At 74.1% G+C, this 18,298-nt stretch carries 13 protein-coding genes, 1 pseudogene and 2 riboswitches; of the genes and pseudogenes, 4 read left to right on the top strand and 10 right to left on the bottom strand.

Annotated features, from left to right (window positions below):
- Window positions 1–3: 3 nt before the first annotated feature.
- The 4 genes and pseudogenes from cobBC to K8U61_RS00100 all read right to left on the bottom strand — a co-directional run bounded on the left by cobBC (window position 4) and on the right by K8U61_RS00100 (window position 5,616).
- A pseudogene (cobBC, locus tag K8U61_RS25620) lies at window positions 4–2,398 on the bottom strand (bifunctional hydrogenobyrinic acid a,c-diamide synthase/histidinol phosphate aminotransferase CobBC).
- A complete protein-coding gene (gene cobO, locus K8U61_RS00110; protein ID WP_224120923.1) occupies window positions 2,395–3,009 on the bottom strand; it encodes a cob(I)yrinic acid a,c-diamide adenosyltransferase in 615 nt (204 codons plus the stop codon). The pseudogene cobBC and the gene cobO overlap by 4 nt, the downstream one beginning before the upstream one ends.
- Window position 3,010: 1 nt before the next feature.
- Window positions 3,011–3,637 carry a 5,6-dimethylbenzimidazole synthase gene (bluB, locus tag K8U61_RS00105; RefSeq protein WP_224120922.1) on the bottom strand — a complete coding sequence of 209 codons (627 nt, stop codon included), beginning with the start codon at window positions 3,635–3,637 and terminating at the stop codon, window positions 3,011–3,013.
- Complete coding sequence (locus K8U61_RS00100; protein ID WP_224120921.1) at window positions 3,634–5,616, bottom strand: VWA domain-containing protein; 1,983 nt, start codon at window positions 5,614–5,616, stop codon at window positions 3,634–3,636. The genes bluB and K8U61_RS00100 overlap by 4 nt, the downstream gene beginning before the upstream one ends.
- Before the next feature lie 44 nt (window positions 5,617–5,660).
- Window positions 5,661–5,801: riboswitch (cobalamin riboswitch) on the bottom strand.
- A 59-nt stretch (window positions 5,802–5,860) separates the two neighbouring features.
- On the opposite strand from K8U61_RS00100, the gene cbiE reads away from it, so the two are divergent.
- A complete protein-coding gene (cbiE, locus tag K8U61_RS00095; protein ID WP_263426506.1) occupies window positions 5,861–7,057 on the top strand; it encodes a precorrin-6y C5,15-methyltransferase (decarboxylating) subunit CbiE in 1,197 nt (398 codons plus the stop codon).
- Here cbiE and K8U61_RS00090 read toward each other — a convergent pair.
- The 6 genes from K8U61_RS00090 to K8U61_RS00065 form a co-directional block, all read right to left on the bottom strand.
- A complete protein-coding gene (locus K8U61_RS00090; protein WP_224121905.1) occupies window positions 7,024–7,770 on the bottom strand; it encodes a cobalt-precorrin-4/precorrin-4 C(11)-methyltransferase in 747 nt (248 codons plus the stop codon). The genes cbiE and K8U61_RS00090 overlap by 34 nt on opposite strands.
- Window positions 7,767–9,269: a precorrin-2 C(20)-methyltransferase gene (locus K8U61_RS00085; protein ID WP_224120919.1), complete on the bottom strand. Its 1,503-nt coding sequence runs from the start codon at window positions 9,267–9,269 to the stop codon at window positions 7,767–7,769. Before K8U61_RS00085 ends, K8U61_RS00090 begins: the two co-directional genes overlap by 4 nt.
- A complete protein-coding gene (locus K8U61_RS00080) occupies window positions 9,269–9,934 on the bottom strand; it encodes a precorrin-8X methylmutase (RefSeq protein ID WP_224120918.1) in 666 nt (221 codons plus the stop codon). The genes K8U61_RS00085 and K8U61_RS00080 overlap by 1 nt, the downstream gene beginning before the upstream one ends.
- Complete coding sequence (locus K8U61_RS00075) at window positions 9,931–10,749, bottom strand: ferredoxin-like domain-containing protein (RefSeq protein WP_224120917.1); 819 nt, start codon at window positions 10,747–10,749, stop codon at window positions 9,931–9,933. Before K8U61_RS00075 ends, K8U61_RS00080 begins: the two co-directional genes overlap by 4 nt.
- A 58-nt stretch (window positions 10,750–10,807) precedes the next feature.
- Window positions 10,808–11,004, bottom strand: a riboswitch (cobalamin riboswitch).
- The gene (locus tag K8U61_RS00070) at window positions 10,999–11,913 is read right to left on the bottom strand and encodes an LCP family protein (RefSeq protein WP_224121904.1); all 915 of its coding nucleotides are present in this window, start codon (window positions 11,911–11,913) and stop codon (window positions 10,999–11,001) included. (Overlaps the previous riboswitch by 6 nt.)
- Entirely contained in the window at window positions 11,913–12,443 is a 531-nt protein-coding gene (locus tag K8U61_RS00065; RefSeq protein ID WP_224120916.1) for a hypothetical protein, read from the bottom strand. The genes K8U61_RS00070 and K8U61_RS00065 overlap by 1 nt, the downstream gene beginning before the upstream one ends.
- A gap of 212 nt (window positions 12,444–12,655) precedes the next feature.
- Between K8U61_RS00065 and K8U61_RS00060 the strand changes: the two genes are divergently transcribed.
- The 3 genes from K8U61_RS00060 to K8U61_RS00050 all read left to right on the top strand — a co-directional run bounded on the left by K8U61_RS00060 (window position 12,656) and on the right by K8U61_RS00050 (window position 18,287).
- Window positions 12,656–16,429 carry a multifunctional oxoglutarate decarboxylase/oxoglutarate dehydrogenase thiamine pyrophosphate-binding subunit/dihydrolipoyllysine-residue succinyltransferase subunit gene (locus K8U61_RS00060; RefSeq protein ID WP_224120915.1) on the top strand — a complete coding sequence of 1,258 codons (3,774 nt, stop codon included), beginning with the start codon at window positions 12,656–12,658 and terminating at the stop codon, window positions 16,427–16,429.
- Between the two features lie 3 nt (window positions 16,430–16,432).
- The gene (locus K8U61_RS00055) at window positions 16,433–16,609 is read left to right on the top strand and encodes a DUF6104 family protein (protein WP_224120914.1); all 177 of its coding nucleotides are present in this window, start codon (window positions 16,433–16,435) and stop codon (window positions 16,607–16,609) included.
- Between the two features lie 100 nt (window positions 16,610–16,709).
- A complete protein-coding gene (locus K8U61_RS00050; RefSeq protein WP_224120913.1) occupies window positions 16,710–18,287 on the top strand; it encodes a Na+/H+ antiporter in 1,578 nt (525 codons plus the stop codon).
- The last annotated feature ends 11 nt before the right edge of the window (window positions 18,288–18,298 follow it).

Here is an 18,298-nt window from a genome sequence, read left to right as displayed (position 1 = left end):
CCTTCAGCGGTGGGCGAGGTCGTCGAGCGCGGCGAGGAGCCGGTCGGTGGTGGCGGGTGGGCGGACGGCGATGCGGACCCAGGACGGGTCGAGGCCGGGGAACGTGTCGGCACGGCGTACGGCGATGCCGCGACCGCGGAGCTCGGCGTGGATGCCGGCGCCCGGGCGGGCGAGGACGAAGGAGGTCGCGGACGACCGGAACGGGATCTCCCGCTCCGCCAGCCCGGCCTCGAGGTGGGCGCGCCAGCCGGCGATCTCGTGCGCTCGGCGGCGCCCCTCGGTGCGGGCCTCGGGCGTGGTGCACGCGGTCATCGCCGCGATGGCCTGTGCGGAGACCGACCACGGCGCCTGGCCGTCCCGCAGCTCGGCGACGAGGTCCGCGTTGCCGAGGACGTAGCCCGCCCGCACCCCGGGGATCCCCCAGTGCTTGGTGAGGCTGCGGATCACGAGGACGCCGGGCTCCGCGACGAGCGACTCGGTCTCGCCGGGAACCGTGTCCATGAACGCCTCGTCGACGACCACGAGCCGCCCGGGCCGCTTGAGCCCGCGCACGACCTCCGCCGGGTGCAGGACGCCGGTCGGGTTGGTCGGGTTGCCCACGACGACGAGGTCGGCGTCCCCGGGCACGACGGTCGGGTCGAGGGTGAAGTCGCCGCCGAGCGACGCCGTGGTCACGGCGTGCCCGGCCTGGACGAGTGCGGCGTGCGGCTCGGTGAACTGCGGGTGCACCACCACCGGCCGGCGCCACGACCGCAGCCGGGCGACCAGCCCGAACGCCTCGGCCGCGCCGGCGGTCGCGAGCACCTCGTCCTGGCGGCGGCCGTGGTGACGGGCGACGGCGTGCTCGGCGGCGGTCGGGTCCGGGTAGCGGCCGACGTCCTCGAGGCTGGCGCGCAGCGCCTCGGCCAACCAGGCCGGCCGCGGTCCGTCGTACACGTTGACGGCGAGGTCGAGGAGGTCGCCGACCTCGCGGTCGCCGTGGTGGCGGAGCCTGCTCTCGAGCGGGTCAGCCACGGGCGTGCACCGCCTCGGCGAAGCGGGCCGCGAGCTGCGGGTGGCCGGCCCAGTGGGTGTGCAGGTACGACGCGTGCAGCGTCTCGCTCGCGAAGCCCACCTCGGCCCCGTCGACCGTCCAGGCCGGGCGGCCGGCGGCCTCCGGGGTGACGTGGGTGCGGTGGAACTCGTGCCCGGTGACCTCTTCTCCACAGCGGGTCAGCAGGTTGTCGGTGGCCGCGGTCATCGTCGGGTAGCGCAGGGTCAACCGCTCGCTCATCGCGGCCCGCGCCGCGATCGCGCCGACCATCGGGGAGGAGTCCAGTGAGTCGCAGAGGTAGAGCAGCCCGGCGCACTCGGCCACGGTCGGGACGCCGTCCGCGAGCGCCGCCGCCAGCTCGCGCCGGAGCACCACGTTGTCGGTGAGCTCGCGGGCATGGACCTCGGGGAAGCCCCCGCCGAGGTAGATGCCCGCGGTCCCGTCGGGCAGGTGCGGGTCGACCAGCGGGTCGAACCCGACCACCTCGCACCCGGCCGCCCGGAGCAGCTCCTCCGTCTCGGCGTACCGGAACGTGAACGCCCGCCCACCTGCCATCGCCACCACCGGCACCTCCGGCGGTTGAGGCGCGAAGGCGCCCTGGCGCCTGAGCCTCGAAACCCCGGCACCCGCCAGGGCGACCTCGGGATCCCACGCCGCCACCTCGAGGTCGGGCGCGATCGCGGCGACGGCGAGCACGGCGTCCAGGTCGACCTGCTCGGCGATCCGGGTCGCGAGGGCGTCGAGGGTGTGCCGTGCCTCGTCCCGCTCGGCGGCCGGGACCAGCCCGAGGTGCCGGGACGGTACGCCGAGGGCCGGGTCGCGACCGAGCACGCCGAGCACCGGCAGGTCGATCGCGTCGGCGGCCTCGCGGGCGTGCCGCGGCGAGCCGGCCTGGTTGAGGACGACCCCGGCGATCCGGACGTCGGGGTCCCACGTGGCCAGGCCGTGGACGACCGCGCCGATGGTGCGCGAGGACCTGGAGATGTCGACGACCAGCACGATCGGCGACCGCGTCAGCGTGGCGACGTGCGCGGTGGAGGCGAAGCCCTCGCCCCCGACCTTGCCGTCGAAGAGGCCCATCACGCCCTCGACGACCGCGACGTCCGCGCCGCGGGCACCGTGCAGGAGCAGCGGCGCGATGCGGTCGGTCCCGACGAGGTGCGGGTCGAGGTTGCGGCCGGGTCGCCCGGTGGCCAGGGCGTGGTAGCCGGGGTCGATGTAGTCCGGCCCGACCTTGTGGCCGCTCACGGTCTGACCGGCACGGGTCAGCGCGGCCATCAACCCCGTGGCGACCGTCGTCTTGCCCTGCCCGGTCGAGGGTGCGGCGACGACGAGACGCGGCAGTCGGCCACCGGGCAGGCTCACCACTCGATCCCCGCCTGTCCCTTCTGGCCGCGGTCCATCTGGTGCTTGACCTTGGTCATCTCGGTGACCAGGTCGGCCGCCTCGACCAGGGCGGGGTGGGCTCGCCGGCCGGTGACGACGACGAACTGGCGACCCGGACGGTCGCGCAGGGTCGTGACGACGTCGTCGACGTCGACCCAGCCCCACTCCATCGGATAGGTGAACTCGTCGAGCACGTAGAGGTCGTGGCGCTCCTCGGCGATCCGGCGCTTGACCTCGGCCCAGCCCTCGGCGGCGTCGCGCGCGTGGTCCTCGGCCTCCCCGGCCTTGCGCGACCAGGACCAGCCAGCGCCCATCTTGTGCCACTCGACGGCGCCGCCCTCGCCGGTCTGGTCGTGCAGCTCGCCGAGGCGCTCGAGCACGGTCTGCTCGCCGATGCGCCACTTCGCGGACTTCACGAACTGGAAGACCCCGATGTCCCAGCCCTGGTTCCAGGCGCGGATGGCGAGGCCGAAGGCGGCGCTGGACTTTCCCTTGCCGTCGCCGGTGTGGACCATCAGCAGCGGCAGGCGCCGGCGCTGGGCGGTGGTCAGGCCGTCGTCGGGGACGAGGGTCGGCTGTCCCTGCGGCACGTCAGCTCCCCCACCGCTCGTGGTGGACGGCCGCGGCGAGCGGTCGCCGCTGCCGCCACCCGTGCCGCTCGAGGTCGGGCTCGTCCTGCAGCCGGGTGACCGGGCCGAGGCAGAGCCAGGCGACCGGTCGGACGCCCGCCGGGAGCCCGACGAGGTCCGCGAGGACCTCCTCGCGGTAGAAGGAGACCCAGCCGAGACCGAGTCCCTCCGCGGTGGCGGCGAGCCAGAGGTTCTGGATGGCGAGGCAGGTGGAGTAGAGCCCGGCGTCGTCGATCGCGTGCCGGCCGAGCACCTGCGGTCCCCCGCGCTCGGGGTCGTAGGTCACGACGACGCCGAGGGCGGCGTCGCGGATGCCCTCGACCCGGATCCGGTCGAAGGTCGACCGGCGCTCGGGCGGCAGGCTCGCGGCGAACGCGGACCGCTCGGACTCGACGTGCTCCTGGAAGCGGGCGCGGGTGTCCTGGTCGCGGACGAGCACGAAGTCCCATGGCTGGCTGTGGCCGACGCTCGGCGCGGCGTGGGCGGCGCCCAGCACCCGCACGAGCTGCTCGTCCGGCACCTCGCCGCCGGCGAACTCGGCCCGGACGTCGCGACGCCGGGCGATGACGTCGTAGAGATCGGCGCTCACGCCGCGCGCCCGCCCCGCGCGGACCGGGCCACCCCGGTGAGCACCTCCGCGCTGACCTCGGCCACCGGCAGGTGCTCGGCGCCGAGGTGCTCGGCCAGCGCGACGGCGAGGCCGAGGCGGAGCGGTCCGCTCTCGCCGTCGACGACGACGGAGGTGATGCCCAGGCTCGCGACGTACGCCGCCGCCTGCCGCGACCGGGCGACCGCGTCGGGCCCACCGGTGGCGCGGCCGTCGGTGACGACGACCAGGAGCGGTCGGAGCCGGGGGTCGCGTCGGCGTTCGCGGTCGAGCACGTGGGCGGCCTCGAGCAGTCCCTCGGCGAGCGGGGTGCGCCCGCCGGCCGGCAGCTCCTCGAGACGCCGGGCGGCGACGTCGACGGAGCGGGTGGGCGGCAGGGCGAGGTCGGCGCGGTCGCCGCGGAAGGTGATGAGACCGACCTTGTCGCGACGGCGGTAGGCGTCGAGGAGCAGCGAGAGGACGGCGGTCTTCACCTGGCCCATCCGCTTGCGGGCCGCCATCGACCCGGAGGCGTCGACGCAGAAGAGCACGAGGTTGGCCTCGCGGCCCTCGCGGACGGCGCCGCGCAGGTCGCCGGGCCGCAGCGCCACCCGGGCGTCCACGCGGTCGCGACCGGCCTGGCGGCCGGCGGCGGTGCGCAGCGTCTCGACCAGGTGCAGCCCGCCGCCGCTGCCGAGCGGGGCTGCGCCGGTCCGCCGGCCGGAGGCCGTGACCGCACGGCTGCGCCGGCCCGCCGTACCGGCCCCGAGGCCACGGACGGTGAGGAGCCGGGCGCGGTACGGCGCGCCGGCTCGCTCGGTCGTCGGCGCCGGGGTCCCGCCGCCCGACGGCTCGGGGCCGTCCTCGGCGGAGGCGGGCTGGTCGACCGGGTCCTGGCCGCCGCCCGGAGGCTCCGGATCGTCGTCCGGACCGTCGGGATCGGGGCCCTCCGGCTCGTCGTCCCCGAGGAGGTCGTCGAGCAGGTCCTCGTCGAGGCCGGGCGCGTCGAAGGGGTTGCGGCGCCGCCGGTGCGGCAGCGAGAGGGTGGCGGCGCGGCGGACGTCCTCCCGGGTGACCCGGTCGCGGCCCTCCCAGGCGGCGTGCGCGACGGCGGCGCGGGCGGTGACGATGTCGGCGCGCAGCCCGTCGACGTCGAAGGCGGCGCACAGCTCGGCGATCGCGAGCAGGGCGGAGTCGGTCAGCTCCACCTGGCCGACCAGCTCCTGGGCGGCGACGACCCGGGCGGTGAGCGCGGCCTCGGCGTCGGCGTACGCCGCGGCGAAGTCGTCCGGGTCGGCGTCGTAGGCCATCCGGCGGCGGACCACCTCGGCGCGCAGCGCGGCGTCACGCGGCGCCGCGACCTCGACGGTGAGGCCGAAGCGGTCGAGCAGCTGCGGGCGGAGCTCGCCCTCCTCGGGGTTCATGGTGCCGATCAGGACGAAGCGGGCCGCGTGCTCGACCGAGACCCCGTCGCGCTCGACGCTGACCCGGCCCATCGCGGCCGCGTCGAGGAGCAGGTCGACCAGGTGGTCGTGCAGCAGGTTGACCTCGTCGACGTAGAGGATCCCGCGGTGCGCGCGGGCCAGCAGTCCGGGCTCGTACTCCACCTGCCCGGCCGACAGCGCCCGCTCGAGGTGCAGCGACCCGATGACCCGGTCCTCCGTCGCGCCGACGGGGAGCTCGACCAGCCGCACCGGCCGGGTCTCCACGGGCGCGTCCGCCGCGAACGGCCCGTCCGGCGAGAGCGGCGCCCGGTCCCGCGGGTCGCTGGAGAAGCGGTCGCCCGCGACCACGTCGATCGGGGGCAGCACGGCGGCCAGGCCGCGGACGGTCGTCGACTTCGCGGTGCCCTTCTCGCCGCGCACCAGGACTCCGCCGATCTCGGGCGAGATCGTCGTCAGGACGAGGGCGAGACCCATGTCGTCGAGGCCGGCGTCGAGGTCGCAGCCCACGACCGCGGCAAAGGGGTATTGAACTGGCATGTGAGGCTCCCGCTCCCAGTACCGGCTGTGTAGCGCCATTCATCGGATGGACAGGGCGCGGGGCCGGTCTTCGGACTTGTCGAGTCCCCTGCCGGAGCAGGGGCTCGGTTCACCGCAGCGGGCCTGTGCCGGAGTCTCACCGGCTTCCCAGATTCTCCCCGCCGACCGTCCCCACCGTTTCCGATGGCTGGGCCGTTGGGGCACCTCGCACCTAGTGCGGCTCACGATAGCGTCTGCCGGCGTGATGGTCGTGGTGGGTCTCGGCGCCGACGGATGGGACGGGCTCCCGGACGTCCAGCGCCGCCTGGTGGTCGAGGCCGCGACCGTCCTCGGCGGCCGCCGGCACCTGGGTCTGTTGCCGGAGGTGCCCGGCCAGCGGCGCGAGCCCTGGCCCTCACCGCTGCGCGCCGGGCTGCCCGCGCTGCTCGACGATCTCGGACCCGGTCCGGTCGTGGCGCTGGCCTCCGGCGACCCCCTCGTCTCGGGCGTCGGCACCACGCTCGTCGAGCTCTTGGGCGCGGACGCCGTCCGGATCGAGCCGGCGGTCTCGTCGGTCGCGCTGGCCCGCGCACGCATGGGCTGGGCCGCCGAGTCCTGCGCGGTCGTGACGGTCGTCGGCCGCGACCCCGCCGCCGTGCTGCGCGAGCTCGCTCCCGGCCGCCGGGTGCTGGTGCTCTCCTCCGACGCGTCCACCCCTGCGACGCTCGCCGACCTCCTCGTCGACCGCGGGTACGGCGCCTCCACGATGACCGTCCTGGGCGACCTCGGCGCGGCCACCGAGTCGCGCACCGCCGCGACCGCCGCGAGCTGGGCCGGGCCTGCGCCAGCCCTCAACGTCGTCGCGCTCGAGCTGCTCGGCCCGCCCGTCGGCGGCTGGGTCGCCGGACTGCCGGACAACGCCTTCGAGCACGACGGCCAGCTGACCAAGCGCGACCTGCGCGCCTCGGCCCTCGCCCGGCTCGCGCCGACGCCGGGCGAGCACCTGTGGGACGTCGGCGCGGGCGCCGGGTCGGTGGGGATCGAGTGGATGCGCGCCCACCGCACCTGCACCACCACGGCGATCGAGGCCGACCCGGCGCGGGCCGACCGGATCGCCCGCAACGCCGCGCACCTCGGCGTCCCGGGACTCCGGGTCGTCACCGGCCGCGCGCCCGACGCGCTCGCCGACCTGCCGGCGCCGGACGCGGTCTTCGTCGGCGGCGGCGCGTCCCGCCCCGGCGTCCTCGACGCCTGCCTCCGGGCGCTGCGCCCCGGCGGGCGGCTCGTCGTCCACGGCGTGACACTGGAGACCGAGCAGGCCCTGGCCGCGGCGTACGCCGAGCACGGCGGCGAGCTCACCCGGATCGCGGTCGAGACCGCGACCCCGGTCGGCGGCTTCACCGGCTGGACGCCAGCGCGCGCGGTGACTCAGTGGGCGCTGCGCACCCGCGACGCGTCGTAGAGGAACGACTCGCCCCCACCCGCCTCGAGCGCCCGGCCGACCAGCACGACCGCGGCCTGCCGGAGCCCGGCTGCCTCGACGGCGTCCGCGATGTCGGCGACCGTGCCGCGCAGCACCAGCTCCTCCGGTTGGCTGGCCCGGTGGACGACGACGACCGGGCAGTCCGCGGCGTACTCCGGCTCGACCTCGGTCATCAGCTCGCGCACCTTCGTGATCGCCAGGTGCAGGACCAGCGTGGCGCGGGTCGCCGCGAAGGCCGCCAGCCGCTCGGTCGCCGGCATCGCCGTCGAGCGTGCCTGCGTGCGGGTGAGCACCACCGACTGCGCGACGAGCGGGACGGTCAGCTCGCTCCCGACGACGGCCGCCGCGGCGGCGTACGCCGGGACGCCGGGCGTGACGTCCCACGACACCCCCGCGGCGTCGAGCCGGCGGGTCTGCTCGCTGAGGGCGGAGTAGACCGACGGGTCGCCGGAGGTGAGCCGGACGACCTCGACACCGCGCCCGTGGGCCGCGACGAGGTGCTCGGTGATCTGGTCGAGGTCGAGGCCCTGGGTGTCGACGAGCTCAGCCCCGGGGCTGCAGTGCGCGAGGACGTCCGGGTCGAGGTAGGTGCCCGGGTAGAGCACGACTCCGGCATCGGCGAGCAGCCGGCAGGCCCGGACGGTCAGCAGGTCGGCCGCACCCGGCCCGGCGCCGACGAAGTGGACCGTCACCTGACCCACCGCGGCGTCCACACCGCTCCCCCGGCCGTCACGCGGGTGCTCGACGCACCCACGATCAGCAGGCACTTCATGTCGATCGTGTCCGGGTCGAGCTCGGCGAGCGTGGTCACCGTGAGCGACTCCTCGGCCCGGCCGACGTCCCGGCCGACGACCACGACCGTGTCGGGCGACCGGTGCTCCAGCAGGGCCTTCTGCGCCTCGACCACCTGGTGGGTCCGCGACCGCGAGGCGGGGTTGTAGATCGCCACGACCAGGTCGGCCTCGGCGACCGACCGCAGCCGCCGCTCGACCACCGGCCACGGCTTGAGCCGGTCCGAGAGGCTCAGCACGGCGAAGTCGCCGCCGATCGGCGCCCCGGCCCGCGCGGCCACTGCCTGCACCGCGCTCACGCCGGGCAGCACGCGCACCGGTACGTCGGCGTACACCGGGTCGCCCTCCGCGGCCTCGTGGACCGCGGTCGCCATCCCGAACACCCCGGCGTCGCCGCCGGACACCACCGCGACCCGCTCGCCGGCGAGCGCCAGGTCGAGGGCCAGCCGGGCCCGGTCCAGCTCGACGGAGTTGCCCGACGCGTGCCGGGTCAGTCCGGGCCGCTGCGGCACCCGGTCGACGTACGGCGCGTAGCCGACCACGTGGTCGACCTCCGCCAGCGCGGCGGTCACCTCCGCGGTCAGCCACCGGTCCGGGCCGGGGCCGAGGCCGATCACCAGCAGCTCCGCCGCCGGCCGGTCGCGGACGACCGGTCGCTCCACGGCACGCCGACCGGCCCCGTGCCGCGCGTCACCCGGGACGACGACCAGCGAGAAGTACGGGACCGTGTCCGGGTCGACGTCGGCGACCGGCAGCCACCGCTCCTCGGCCATCGACGCGCGCTCGACGTAGACCGCGCCGTCGAGCCGCCCGGCGGCGGCCAGCGCGCGGCGCACCGCCGGGAAGGTGCGGCCGAGCTTCATGATGATCGCGCCGTCGGTGTCGGCCAGGCGCCGGGCCAGCTCGGGCTCGGGCAGGGTGCCGGGCAGGATCGTCAGCACGTCGGTCTGCCGCACCAGCGGCGACGCCGCGGCCGCCGTCGCCGCGGCGAACGCCGGCACCCCGGGGACGATCTCCGTGTCGTAGGACTCGGCGAGCCGGTCGTGCATGTACATGTAGGAGCCGTAGAAGAGCGGGTCGCCCTCGGCGAGCAGCACCACGTCCCGGCCGGCGTCCAGGTGCGCGGCCAGCCGCGCGGCGGCCGACTCGTAGAACGCCGCCAGCGCGCCGGCGTACCCACCCGGGTGGTCGGTCGCGCCGGTGGTCACCGGGTAGGTCAGCTCCTCCTCGACCGCGCCGGGCGGGATCAGCGCGTCGGCGATCCGCCGCGCGTTGGACCGCTTGCCGACGCCCGCGTGGTAGGCGACCACGTCCGCCGACCCGATCAGCCGCGCGGCCTTGAGGGTGATCAGCTCGGGGTCGCCCGGCCCGACGCCGACGCCCCAGAAGCGGCCCGCCATCACTCCTCCTCCTGGGCCAGCGCGTTGAGCGCGGACGACGTCATCGCCGACCCGCCGCGGCGGCCGCGCACCGTGACGTAGGGGACGTCGATGCCGTGCGAGGCGGCGAGGTCGACGAGCGCCTGCTTGGACTCCGCGGCGCCGATGAAGCCGACCGGGCAGCCGACGATCGCCGCCGGCCGGGGCGCCCCCTCGACCAGCATCTCGAGCAGGTGGAAGAGCGCGGTCGGCGCGTTGCCGATCGCCACGACCGCCCCCTCGAGCCGCGGCTCCCACAGCGACACGGCGGCCGCGGTGCGGGTGGTGCTCCAGGCGCGGGCCAGCTCCGGCACGCGGTCGTCGTGGAGCAGGCAGACCACGTCGTTGCCGGCGGGCAGTCGCCCGGCCGTGACACCGGTCGCGACCATCGTGGCGTCGCAGAGGATCGGTGCCCCGGCCTCCAGGGCCGCTCGCGCGGCGGACACCAGTCGCGGGTGGACGACGAGGTCGTCGACGAGGTCGACCTGGCCGCTGCCGTGGATCATCCGGACCGCGAGCTTCTCCGCGTCCGCCGGGATCGCGGACAGGTCGGCCTCGCGCCGGATCGTCGCGAAGGAGTCGACGTAGATCGCCGGCCCGCTGTCGACGTAGTCGAAGTGGCGGCCGGGTCGGGTCGGGCCGGTCATCGTGCCGCCTCCGGCACCAGCACCCCGCGCCACGGTGTGACGACGAGGTCCCCGTCGCGGTCGGCGAGCGCCGGGTCCAGCAGCCCCCGGGGTGCGGCGACGTGCTCGCCGCCGGGCACCGCGCCGTACGGCAGCGGCTCCGCCGCCTCCGGTACGCCGGGTCGCGGGCGCTCGGGCGGGACGAGCGGCCGGTCCAGCTCGGTGACGTGCCACTGGGTCGTCCGGGTCGCGAGGAAGAGCCGAGCCAGCTCGAGGAGCGCCGCCGGGGCCTCGCCGAGGGGCACCACCGGGCCCCATCCCGGGCCGACGCGCAGCTGGACGTAGGCGTCGTCCAGGGCGACGAGCCCGAGGTCGGTCGGGCGGCCGAGCAGGTCGCCGCGCCCGTCGTCGAGGACGAAGAGGAAGCGCCCCGGCAGCTCCGCCAGGGCCGGGTCGGCGCACAGCTGCCGGTCGAGCTCGGCGACGACCGGCCGCAGGTCGGCGCGGCCACCCGCCAGCCCCGTCTGCGGCGAGGTCATCAGGTTGCGGACCAGCTCGTGGCTGCGCGAGGGCAGCAACCCGGCCGCCTCGATCGCGCCGACGACCTCCTCCGAGACGCGGGCGATCCCGCGCACCTGCAGGTTGGCGCGGCCGGTGACGTGCACGTCGCCGTCGCCGTACGCCGCGGCGAGGTCGAGCAGCGGGCGCAGGCTCCCGGCCGGGAGCAGGCCACCGGCGAGCCGCAGCCGGACCAGCAGCCCGTCGTCGGCGGGCCAGGGTCGCAGGACCCCGGGGCAGCGGTCGGCGCGAGTACGGATGGGGGCTCTGTCGATCACCGAGGCTGGTCCTCCGCGGTCAGGGGCTCGTACGCGGAGCCCGCGGGGGTTCCACCCGGCGGCGCCGGGAGGACCAGCAGGTCTTCGGACTCGGGATCGACCGGTACGGGACGCCTTCCCAGGCCCGGAGGCCCAGTGGTCGAGCTGGTGCTGCGTGTCCCGCCCGTCACCCTCACCGCTGCGCGTCAGTCCCGGAGTCGCACCGGGTTCCCTGACTCCACTGCGTGGAGCACGACTGGCGCGCTCACGCTAGCAGTGCTTGATCACCGCGTCCTTGCGAGCGTCGTTCCCGAGCCGTCGGGCCTGGTCGACGTACGGGAGCACGACGCTGGCGCCGTTGACGTCGCCGATGCCGCCCTGGACCACGCAGCTGGTGATCTTCGCCGGGTCGACCTGCGCCATGGCCTGCGCGAGCTTGAAGAGCTCGACCGGCCCGAGGTCGGTGTGCATGTGCGCCATCACGGAGACGACGCCGCGCTCGATGAAGCCGGGCACGTGCGCCTTGGCGTGGACCGTGGACTGGATGCCGCGCAGGACGCGCTGCTGGTTGGCCGAGCGGTCGAAGTCGCCGCGGGGCAGGTAGTGCCGCATCCGCGAGAAGGCCAGGGCCGACCAGCCGTTGAGGTGGATCTTCCCGGCCGGGAAGCCGGTGGGGTACTGCGGCGGGTGGATCGCGTCGTCGGTGAAGCGCACCGGGTTGTGGACGTCGATGCCGCCGATGCCGTTGACCATGTCCTGGAAGAAGAGGAAGCGGGTCACGAAGACGTAGTCGGGCTGGATGCCGACCAGGTTGCCGACCGCCTGCCCCATCAGCTGCGGCCCGCCGAAGTAGAGGGCGGCGTTGATCTTCTCGTAGCCGTGGCCGGGGATGTCCACCCACGAGTCACGCGGGATGCCGATGGCGGTGGCCGCACCGGTCTTGGTGTTCATGCCGATGAGCTGGAGCGCGTCGCCGCGGGTGTGCGTCATGTCCTCGCCGGGGCGCGCGTCCGAGCCGACGGCCAGGATCCACACGACGTCGGGGCTCAGGTCGACCCCGTCGGCGGTGTTGACCTTGAGCAGCTCGATCTCGGTGCTCTTGACCGCGGAGTCGGGGACGACGAGCGCCGCGACCGCCAGCACCGCCCCGATCGCCAGCCACCGCCGCCAGCCTCGCCCGCGCATCACACGTTCCCCCTCGCGAGGTCGTACCCGAAGACCTGCCACCCCTGCTTCGACGGCGACAGGAAGAGCCGCCCGGTGATCTTCACGGCGTGGTCCCCGACCGGGTAGCGCAGGAAGACGTGCGCGGTCGCGCCCGCCGGCTTCTGGCGCACCGCGAGCAGGTCCACCCGGACCGCCTTCAGTCCGGGCGTGACCGGGCCGTCCTGCGACCCCGTCTCGCTGGTGAGGTCCTGGTCGTGCCGCGCCTCCGCGGCCGCGCCCTTCGTGAAGCCCGGCCAGGCGCCCGTCGAGCGGTCGCCGCCGAGGTACGCCGCGTCGTACCACCGGTCGACGACGTCGCCGACCTGGTCGGCCGCGTTCTTGCGCTTCGCCGCGGGCAGCCGTCCGGTGACCGTGCCGACCTTGACGGTCGTCACCACCTCGGGCGCGTCGCTGGCGCCGGCCGAGGGCGCCGGTGTGGGCCCGCTGTCGGGTTCGTCGCTGTCGCCGGTGCACCCGCTCAGGAGTGCCGCGGTCAGGACGAGCGGCACCACAGCGCGTGCCCCCCGTCGGCGGATGTGACGCATTCGACGAAACTCCCCATGCTCGGTGCCGATCGGAAGGAAGTGTGCAAGACAAGTCTGTGGCTCGCGGCACACCACGCCGAAAAGCGCCAGCCACAGTCTCCATTTGCTGGAGCGGGGGTCTAGCCTTGACGACTGAACATTCCCCCGCGCACGTACCGGAAGAGGCGAAGCAAGCCGTGCCGCAGTCCCCTGGCAGTCAGTCCGATCTCTCGACCACCGACTTCGGCGCCAATGAGTGGCTGGTCGAGGAGATGTTCGACCAGTACCAGCGCGACCCGGGAAGCGTGGACCCGACCTGGGTGAAGTACTTCCAGGCCAACGGCAAGGGCGGCGGGACGTCCACCAACGGCGCGTCCAACGGCGCCTCCAACGGCTCGTCCAACGGCGCGTCGGCGGCGACCGAGGCGAAGGCTCCCGCGAAGGCGCCGGAGAAGGCCCCCGCGAAGCCCGCCCCGGCACCGACCCAGGAGCACAAGGCCGACCCCACGCCCACCCCGGCCCCCAAGGCCAAGCCGCGGCCGGAGTCCAAGGCCGCCGAGCCCGCCAAGGGCACCAGCAACCCGGTCCCGAAGGAGTCCCGCCCGGCCGCCCCGGCCGCGGCGAGCGACCAGCCGACCTACACGGTCCTGCGCGGCGCCCCGGCCCGTACGGCGCAGAACATGGACATCTCGCTGACCGTCCCGACCGCCACCTCGGTGCGCGACGTCCCGGTCAAGCTGCTCTGGGACAACCGCACCGTCATCAACAACCACCTCGCCCGCGCCCGCGGCGGCAAGGTGTCCTTCACGCACCTGATCGGCTACGCCCTGGTCAAGGCGCTGACCTCGATGCCGGAGATGAACGCCGGCTTCGACGTCGTCGACGGCAAGCCCAACCTGATCACCCCGGCCCACATCAACCTCGGCCTCGCGATCGACGTCCCGAAGCCCGACGGCTCCCGCCAGCTGCTCGTCCCGAGCATCAAGGGCGCCGAGGGCATGGACTTCGCGGCGTTCTGGACGGCCTACGAGGAGATCGTCCGCAAGGCCCGCGACGGCAAGCTCACCATCGAGGACTTCCAGGGCACCTCGATCTCGCTGACCAACCCCGGCGGCATCGGCACCACCCACTCGGTGCCGCGCCTGATGAAGGGCCAGGGCGCCATCATCGGCGTCGGCGCGATGGAGTACCCCGCCGAGTGGCAGGGCGCCTCGGCCGACGCGATCGCCCGCAACGGCATCAGCAAGGTCATGACCATCACCTCGACCTACGACCACCGCGTCATCCAGGGTGCGCAGTCGGGTGAGTTCCTCAAGCGCATGCACCAGCTGCTGCTGGGCGCCGACGACTTCTACGACGAGATCTTCCGGTCGCTGCGGATCCCCTACCAGCCGATCCGCTGGAACGCCGACATCTCGACCTCCCACGACGACGAGATCTCCAAGCAGGCCCGGATCCTCGAGCTGATCCACGCCTACCGGGTGCGCGGCCACATGATGGCCGACACCGACCCGCTCGAGTACCGCCAGCGCAGCCACCCCGACCTCGAGGTGGAGTCGCACGGCCTGACCCTCTGGGACCTCGACCGCGAGTTCGCGACCGGCTCGTTCGGCGGCGAGGGCCGCCGCTTCATGAAGCTGCGGGCCATCCTCGGCATCCTGCGTGACTCCTACTGCCGGACCACCGGCATCGAGTACATGCACATCATGGATCCCGAGCAGCGCCGCTGGCTCCAGGAGCGGATCGAGCAGCCGCACACCAAGCCGCCCCGCGAGGAGCAGCTGCGGATCCTGCTGAAGCTCAACCAGGCCGAGGCGTTCGAGACCTTCCTCCAGACCAAGTTCGTCGGCCAGAAGCGCTTCTCCCTCGAGGGCGGCGAGACCACGATCCCGGTCATCGACGAGATCTGCGAGGCCGCCGCCGAGGCCGACCTCGACGAGGTCGCGATCGGCATGGCCCACCGCGGCCGGCTCAACGTGCTCGCCAACATCGTCGGCAAGAAGTACAGCCAGATCTTCCGCGAGTTCGAGGGCAACATCGACCCGCGCACGGTCCAGGGCTCCGGCGACGTGAAGTACCACCTCGGCGCCGAGGGCGCCTTCACCGCCGGGTCGGGCGCCAAGATCAACGTCTCGGTCGCCGCGAACCCGTCCCACCTCGAGGCCGTCGACCCGGTCCTGGAGGGCATCGCCCGCGCCAAGCAGGACGTGCTCGACAAGGGCGCGGCCTACCCCGTCCTGCCGGTGCTCGTCCACGGCGACGCGGCGTTCGCGGGCCAGGGCGTGGTCGCGGAGACGCTCAACCTCTCCCAGCTGCGCGGCTACCGCACCGGCGGCACGATCCACGTGGTCGTCAACAACCAGGTCGGCTTCACGACCTCGCCGGGGTCCTCGCGCTCCTCGCTCTACTGCACCGACGTCGCGCGGATGGTCCAGGCGCCGATCTTCCACGTGAACGGCGACGACCCCGAGGCCTGCATCCGGGTCGCGCGGCTGGCCTTCGAGTACCGCCAGGCGTTCAACAAGGACGTCGTCATCGACCTGGTCTGCTACCGCCGCCGCGGTCACAACGAGGGCGACGACCCGTCGTACACCCAGCCGCTGATGTACGACCTCATCGAGCAGAAGCGCTCGGTGCGCAAGCTCTACACCGAGTCCCTCATCGGTCGTGGCGACATCACGATCGAGGAGGCCGAGCAGGTCCTGCGCGACTACCAGCAGCAGCTGGAGCGGGTCTTCACCGAGGTGCGCGAGGCGAGCAGCCAGCCGTCCGGCTGGACCACCGTCCCCGACTACCCCGACAAGCCGGCCGGCGAGACCGCCACCGCGATCCCGCTCGACGTGATGAAGCGGATCGCCGACGCCTACGTCACCCCGCCGGAGGGCTTCACCGTCCACCCGAAGGTGATGCCGCAGCTGCAGCGCCGCGCCGCCGCGATCGCGGAGGGCCCGATCGACTGGGGCACCGGCGAGATCCTCGCGTTCGGCTCGCTGCTCACCGAGGGCCGCCCGGTCCGTCTCGCGGGCCAGGACTCGCGCCGCGGCACCTTCGTGTCCCGATTCGCCACGATCATCGACCGGCAGAACGCCGACGAGTGGACGCCGCTGGCCAACCTCACCGAGGACCAGGCCAAGTTCTACGTCTACGACTCGCTGCTCTCCGAGTACGCCGCGCTCGGCTTCGAGTACGGCTACTCCGTGGCCCGTCCCGAGGCGCTCGTCCTCTGGGAGGCGCAGTTCGGCGACTTCGTCAACGGCGCCCAGACCGTGATCGACGAGTTCATCAGCTCCGGCGAGAGCAAGTGGAACCAGCAGTCCGGCGTCGTCCTGCTGCTGCCGCACGGCTACGAGGGCCAGGGCGCCGACCACTCCTCGGCCCGCATCGAGCGCTTCCTGACGATGGCCGCCGACGAGGCGTTCACCATCGCCCAGCCGAGCACGCCCGCGTCGTACTTCCACCTGCTGCGCCAGCACTCGCTCGGCGAGGAGCACCGTCCGCTGATCGTCTTCACCCCGAAGTCGATGCTCAAGCGGAAGGAGGCTGCCTCGCAGCCCGACGAGTTCACCACGGGCACGTTCCAGCCCTTCATCTCCGACGCCGCCGCGGACGCCGACAAGGTCGACACCCTGCTGCTGTGCTCGGGCCGGGTGACCTGGGACCTCATGGTGGAGCGCGGCAAGCGCGAGAACGGCGAGCGCTTCGCGATCGCCCGGGTCGAGCAGCTCTACCCGCGTCCGCTCGAGGAGATCAAGGCCGAGATCGCCCGCTTCCCGCACCTCAAGCAGGTCCGCTGGGTGCAGGACGAGCCGCGCAACATGGGCCCGTGGCCCCACTACGCGCTCAACGTGTGGCCCGAGGTCGACGCCCAGGTCGTCCCGGTCACCCGTGCCGAGGGCTCCTCGCCCGCCGTGGGCACCGTCAAGCGGCACTCCGAGGAGCAGAAGGACCTGCTGGCTCGGGCGTTCGCCTGAGCGATGTACTTCACCGACCGCGGCATCGAGGAGCTCGAGAAGCGTCGGGGTGACGAGGAGGTCACCCTGGCGTGGATCGCCGAGCAGCTCCAGGGCTTCGTCGACTCCCATCCGGAGTTCGAGACCGCCGTCGAGCGGTTCGCGACCTGGCTCGCGCGGCTCGACGACCCCGAGGACTGACCCGACCGTCTGACTGGCCGCCGGCCTGGCCGCCGGACTGGCCGACGGGCTGTCCGGTCCGGGGGTGGCCGCGCCGCGGCGCGGTGACCAAGATGGGCGCGTGCTCGGACTCGAGATGGTCGTCCTCCTCGGCGTGGCCCTCGTGGTGTGCGGCGCGCTCGCGCGCCGCTACCCGATCGCGCCGGCGATCCTGCTGGTCCTGGTGGGCGTGCTGGTCGGTTTCGTCCCGCGCCTGCGCCACGCCCAGCTGCCGCCGGAGGTCGTGCTCCTCCTCTTCCTCCCCGCGCTGCTCTACTGGGAGAGCCTGACCACCTCGCTGCGGGAGATCCGCAAGAACCTGCGGGTCGTGGTGCTGACCAGCACCGTGCTCGTCGTGGCCACCGCCGGGGCGGTGGCGGCCGTCGCGCACGCACTGGGCATGCCGTGGGGTCCGGCCTGGGTGCTCGGCGCGGCGCTCGCCCCGACCGACGCCACCGCCGTCGGGGTGCTGGCCCGCGACCTCCCTCGGCGTACGGTCACGGTGCTGCGCGCCGAGAGCCTGGTCAACGACGGCACCGCGCTGGTCCTCTACGGCCTGGCGGTGGGCGTCACGGTCGGCGAGGAGCACCTCACCCCGCTGCACGTGTCGTGGCTGCTCGTGCTGGCGTACGGCGGCGGCGTGCTGGCGGGCGGGCTCGTCGGGCTCCTGAGCTGGCAGGTGCGCCGACGCATGGACGACCCGATGCTCGAGAGCATCGCCATGCTGGTCACCCCGTTCGCGGCGTTCCTGCTCGCCGACGCCATCGACGCCTCGGGCGTCCTCGCCGTGGTCTCGTGCGGTCTCTTCATGAGCCAGGTGACCCCGCGGATCACCGGCGCGGCCACCCGACAGCTCGTGCTGCCCTTCTGGTCCCTCTCCACCACCGTGCTGAGCAGCGCGCTCTTCGTGCTGATCGGCCTCTCTGCCCAGTCGGCGCTCCGCGGGCTCAGCAGCACCTCGCTGCGCGAGGCGCTGGTCGACACGCTGGCGGTGACCGCCGTGGTGATCGGCGTGCGGTGGGCCTGGACCTACACGACGCCGTACCTGATCCGGCTCGTCGACCGCCGACCCGCGCAGCGGCTGCGGCGGGTCGGCGCGCGCCAGCGCACGGTGAGCGCGACGGCCGGCTTCCGGGGCGCGGTCTCCCTCGCCGCGGTGCTCGCGGTGCCGCACACCCTCGACTCCGGCGCCCCCTTCCCCGAGCGCGACCTGATCGTGCTGGTCGCCTGCGGGGTGATCGTGCTGAGCCTCCTCCAGGCGCTGCTGCTCCCGGCGATCGTGCGATTCGCCCGGCTGCCCGCCGACAACTCGGTCGCGGAGGAGACCCAGCTCGCCGAGCTCTCCACCCTGGACGCCGCCATCGACGCCATCGACGACACTGCCGCCGAGCTCGGCGTCGGTGCCCCGGTGGTCGACCGGGTCCGCCACGAGCTGGGCAAGCAGCGTGCGCTGGTCGCCGCCTCCGGGGAGGACGGGGACCCGGTCGTCCGGCACGACGACCAGTACACGAGCCTGTCCCTCGCCCTGATCGGCCGCCGCCGCGAGGCCCTCCTGGTGCTGCGCGACGAGCAGCAGATCGACGACATCGTCCTGCGCCGGGTCCAGGCCCGGCTGGACATCGAGGAGGTGCGCTTCTCCCGCGAGATCGCCACCGACTGACCGACCCGTCC

The sequence above is a fragment of the Nocardioides mangrovi genome (assembly GCF_020073815.1).
Taxonomy (GTDB): Bacteria; Actinomycetota; Actinomycetes; order Propionibacteriales; family Nocardioidaceae; genus Nocardioides; species Nocardioides mangrovi.
The sequence above is the reverse complement of the archived record's forward strand: the minus strand, read 5'-3'. Positions and strand labels throughout refer to the sequence as shown.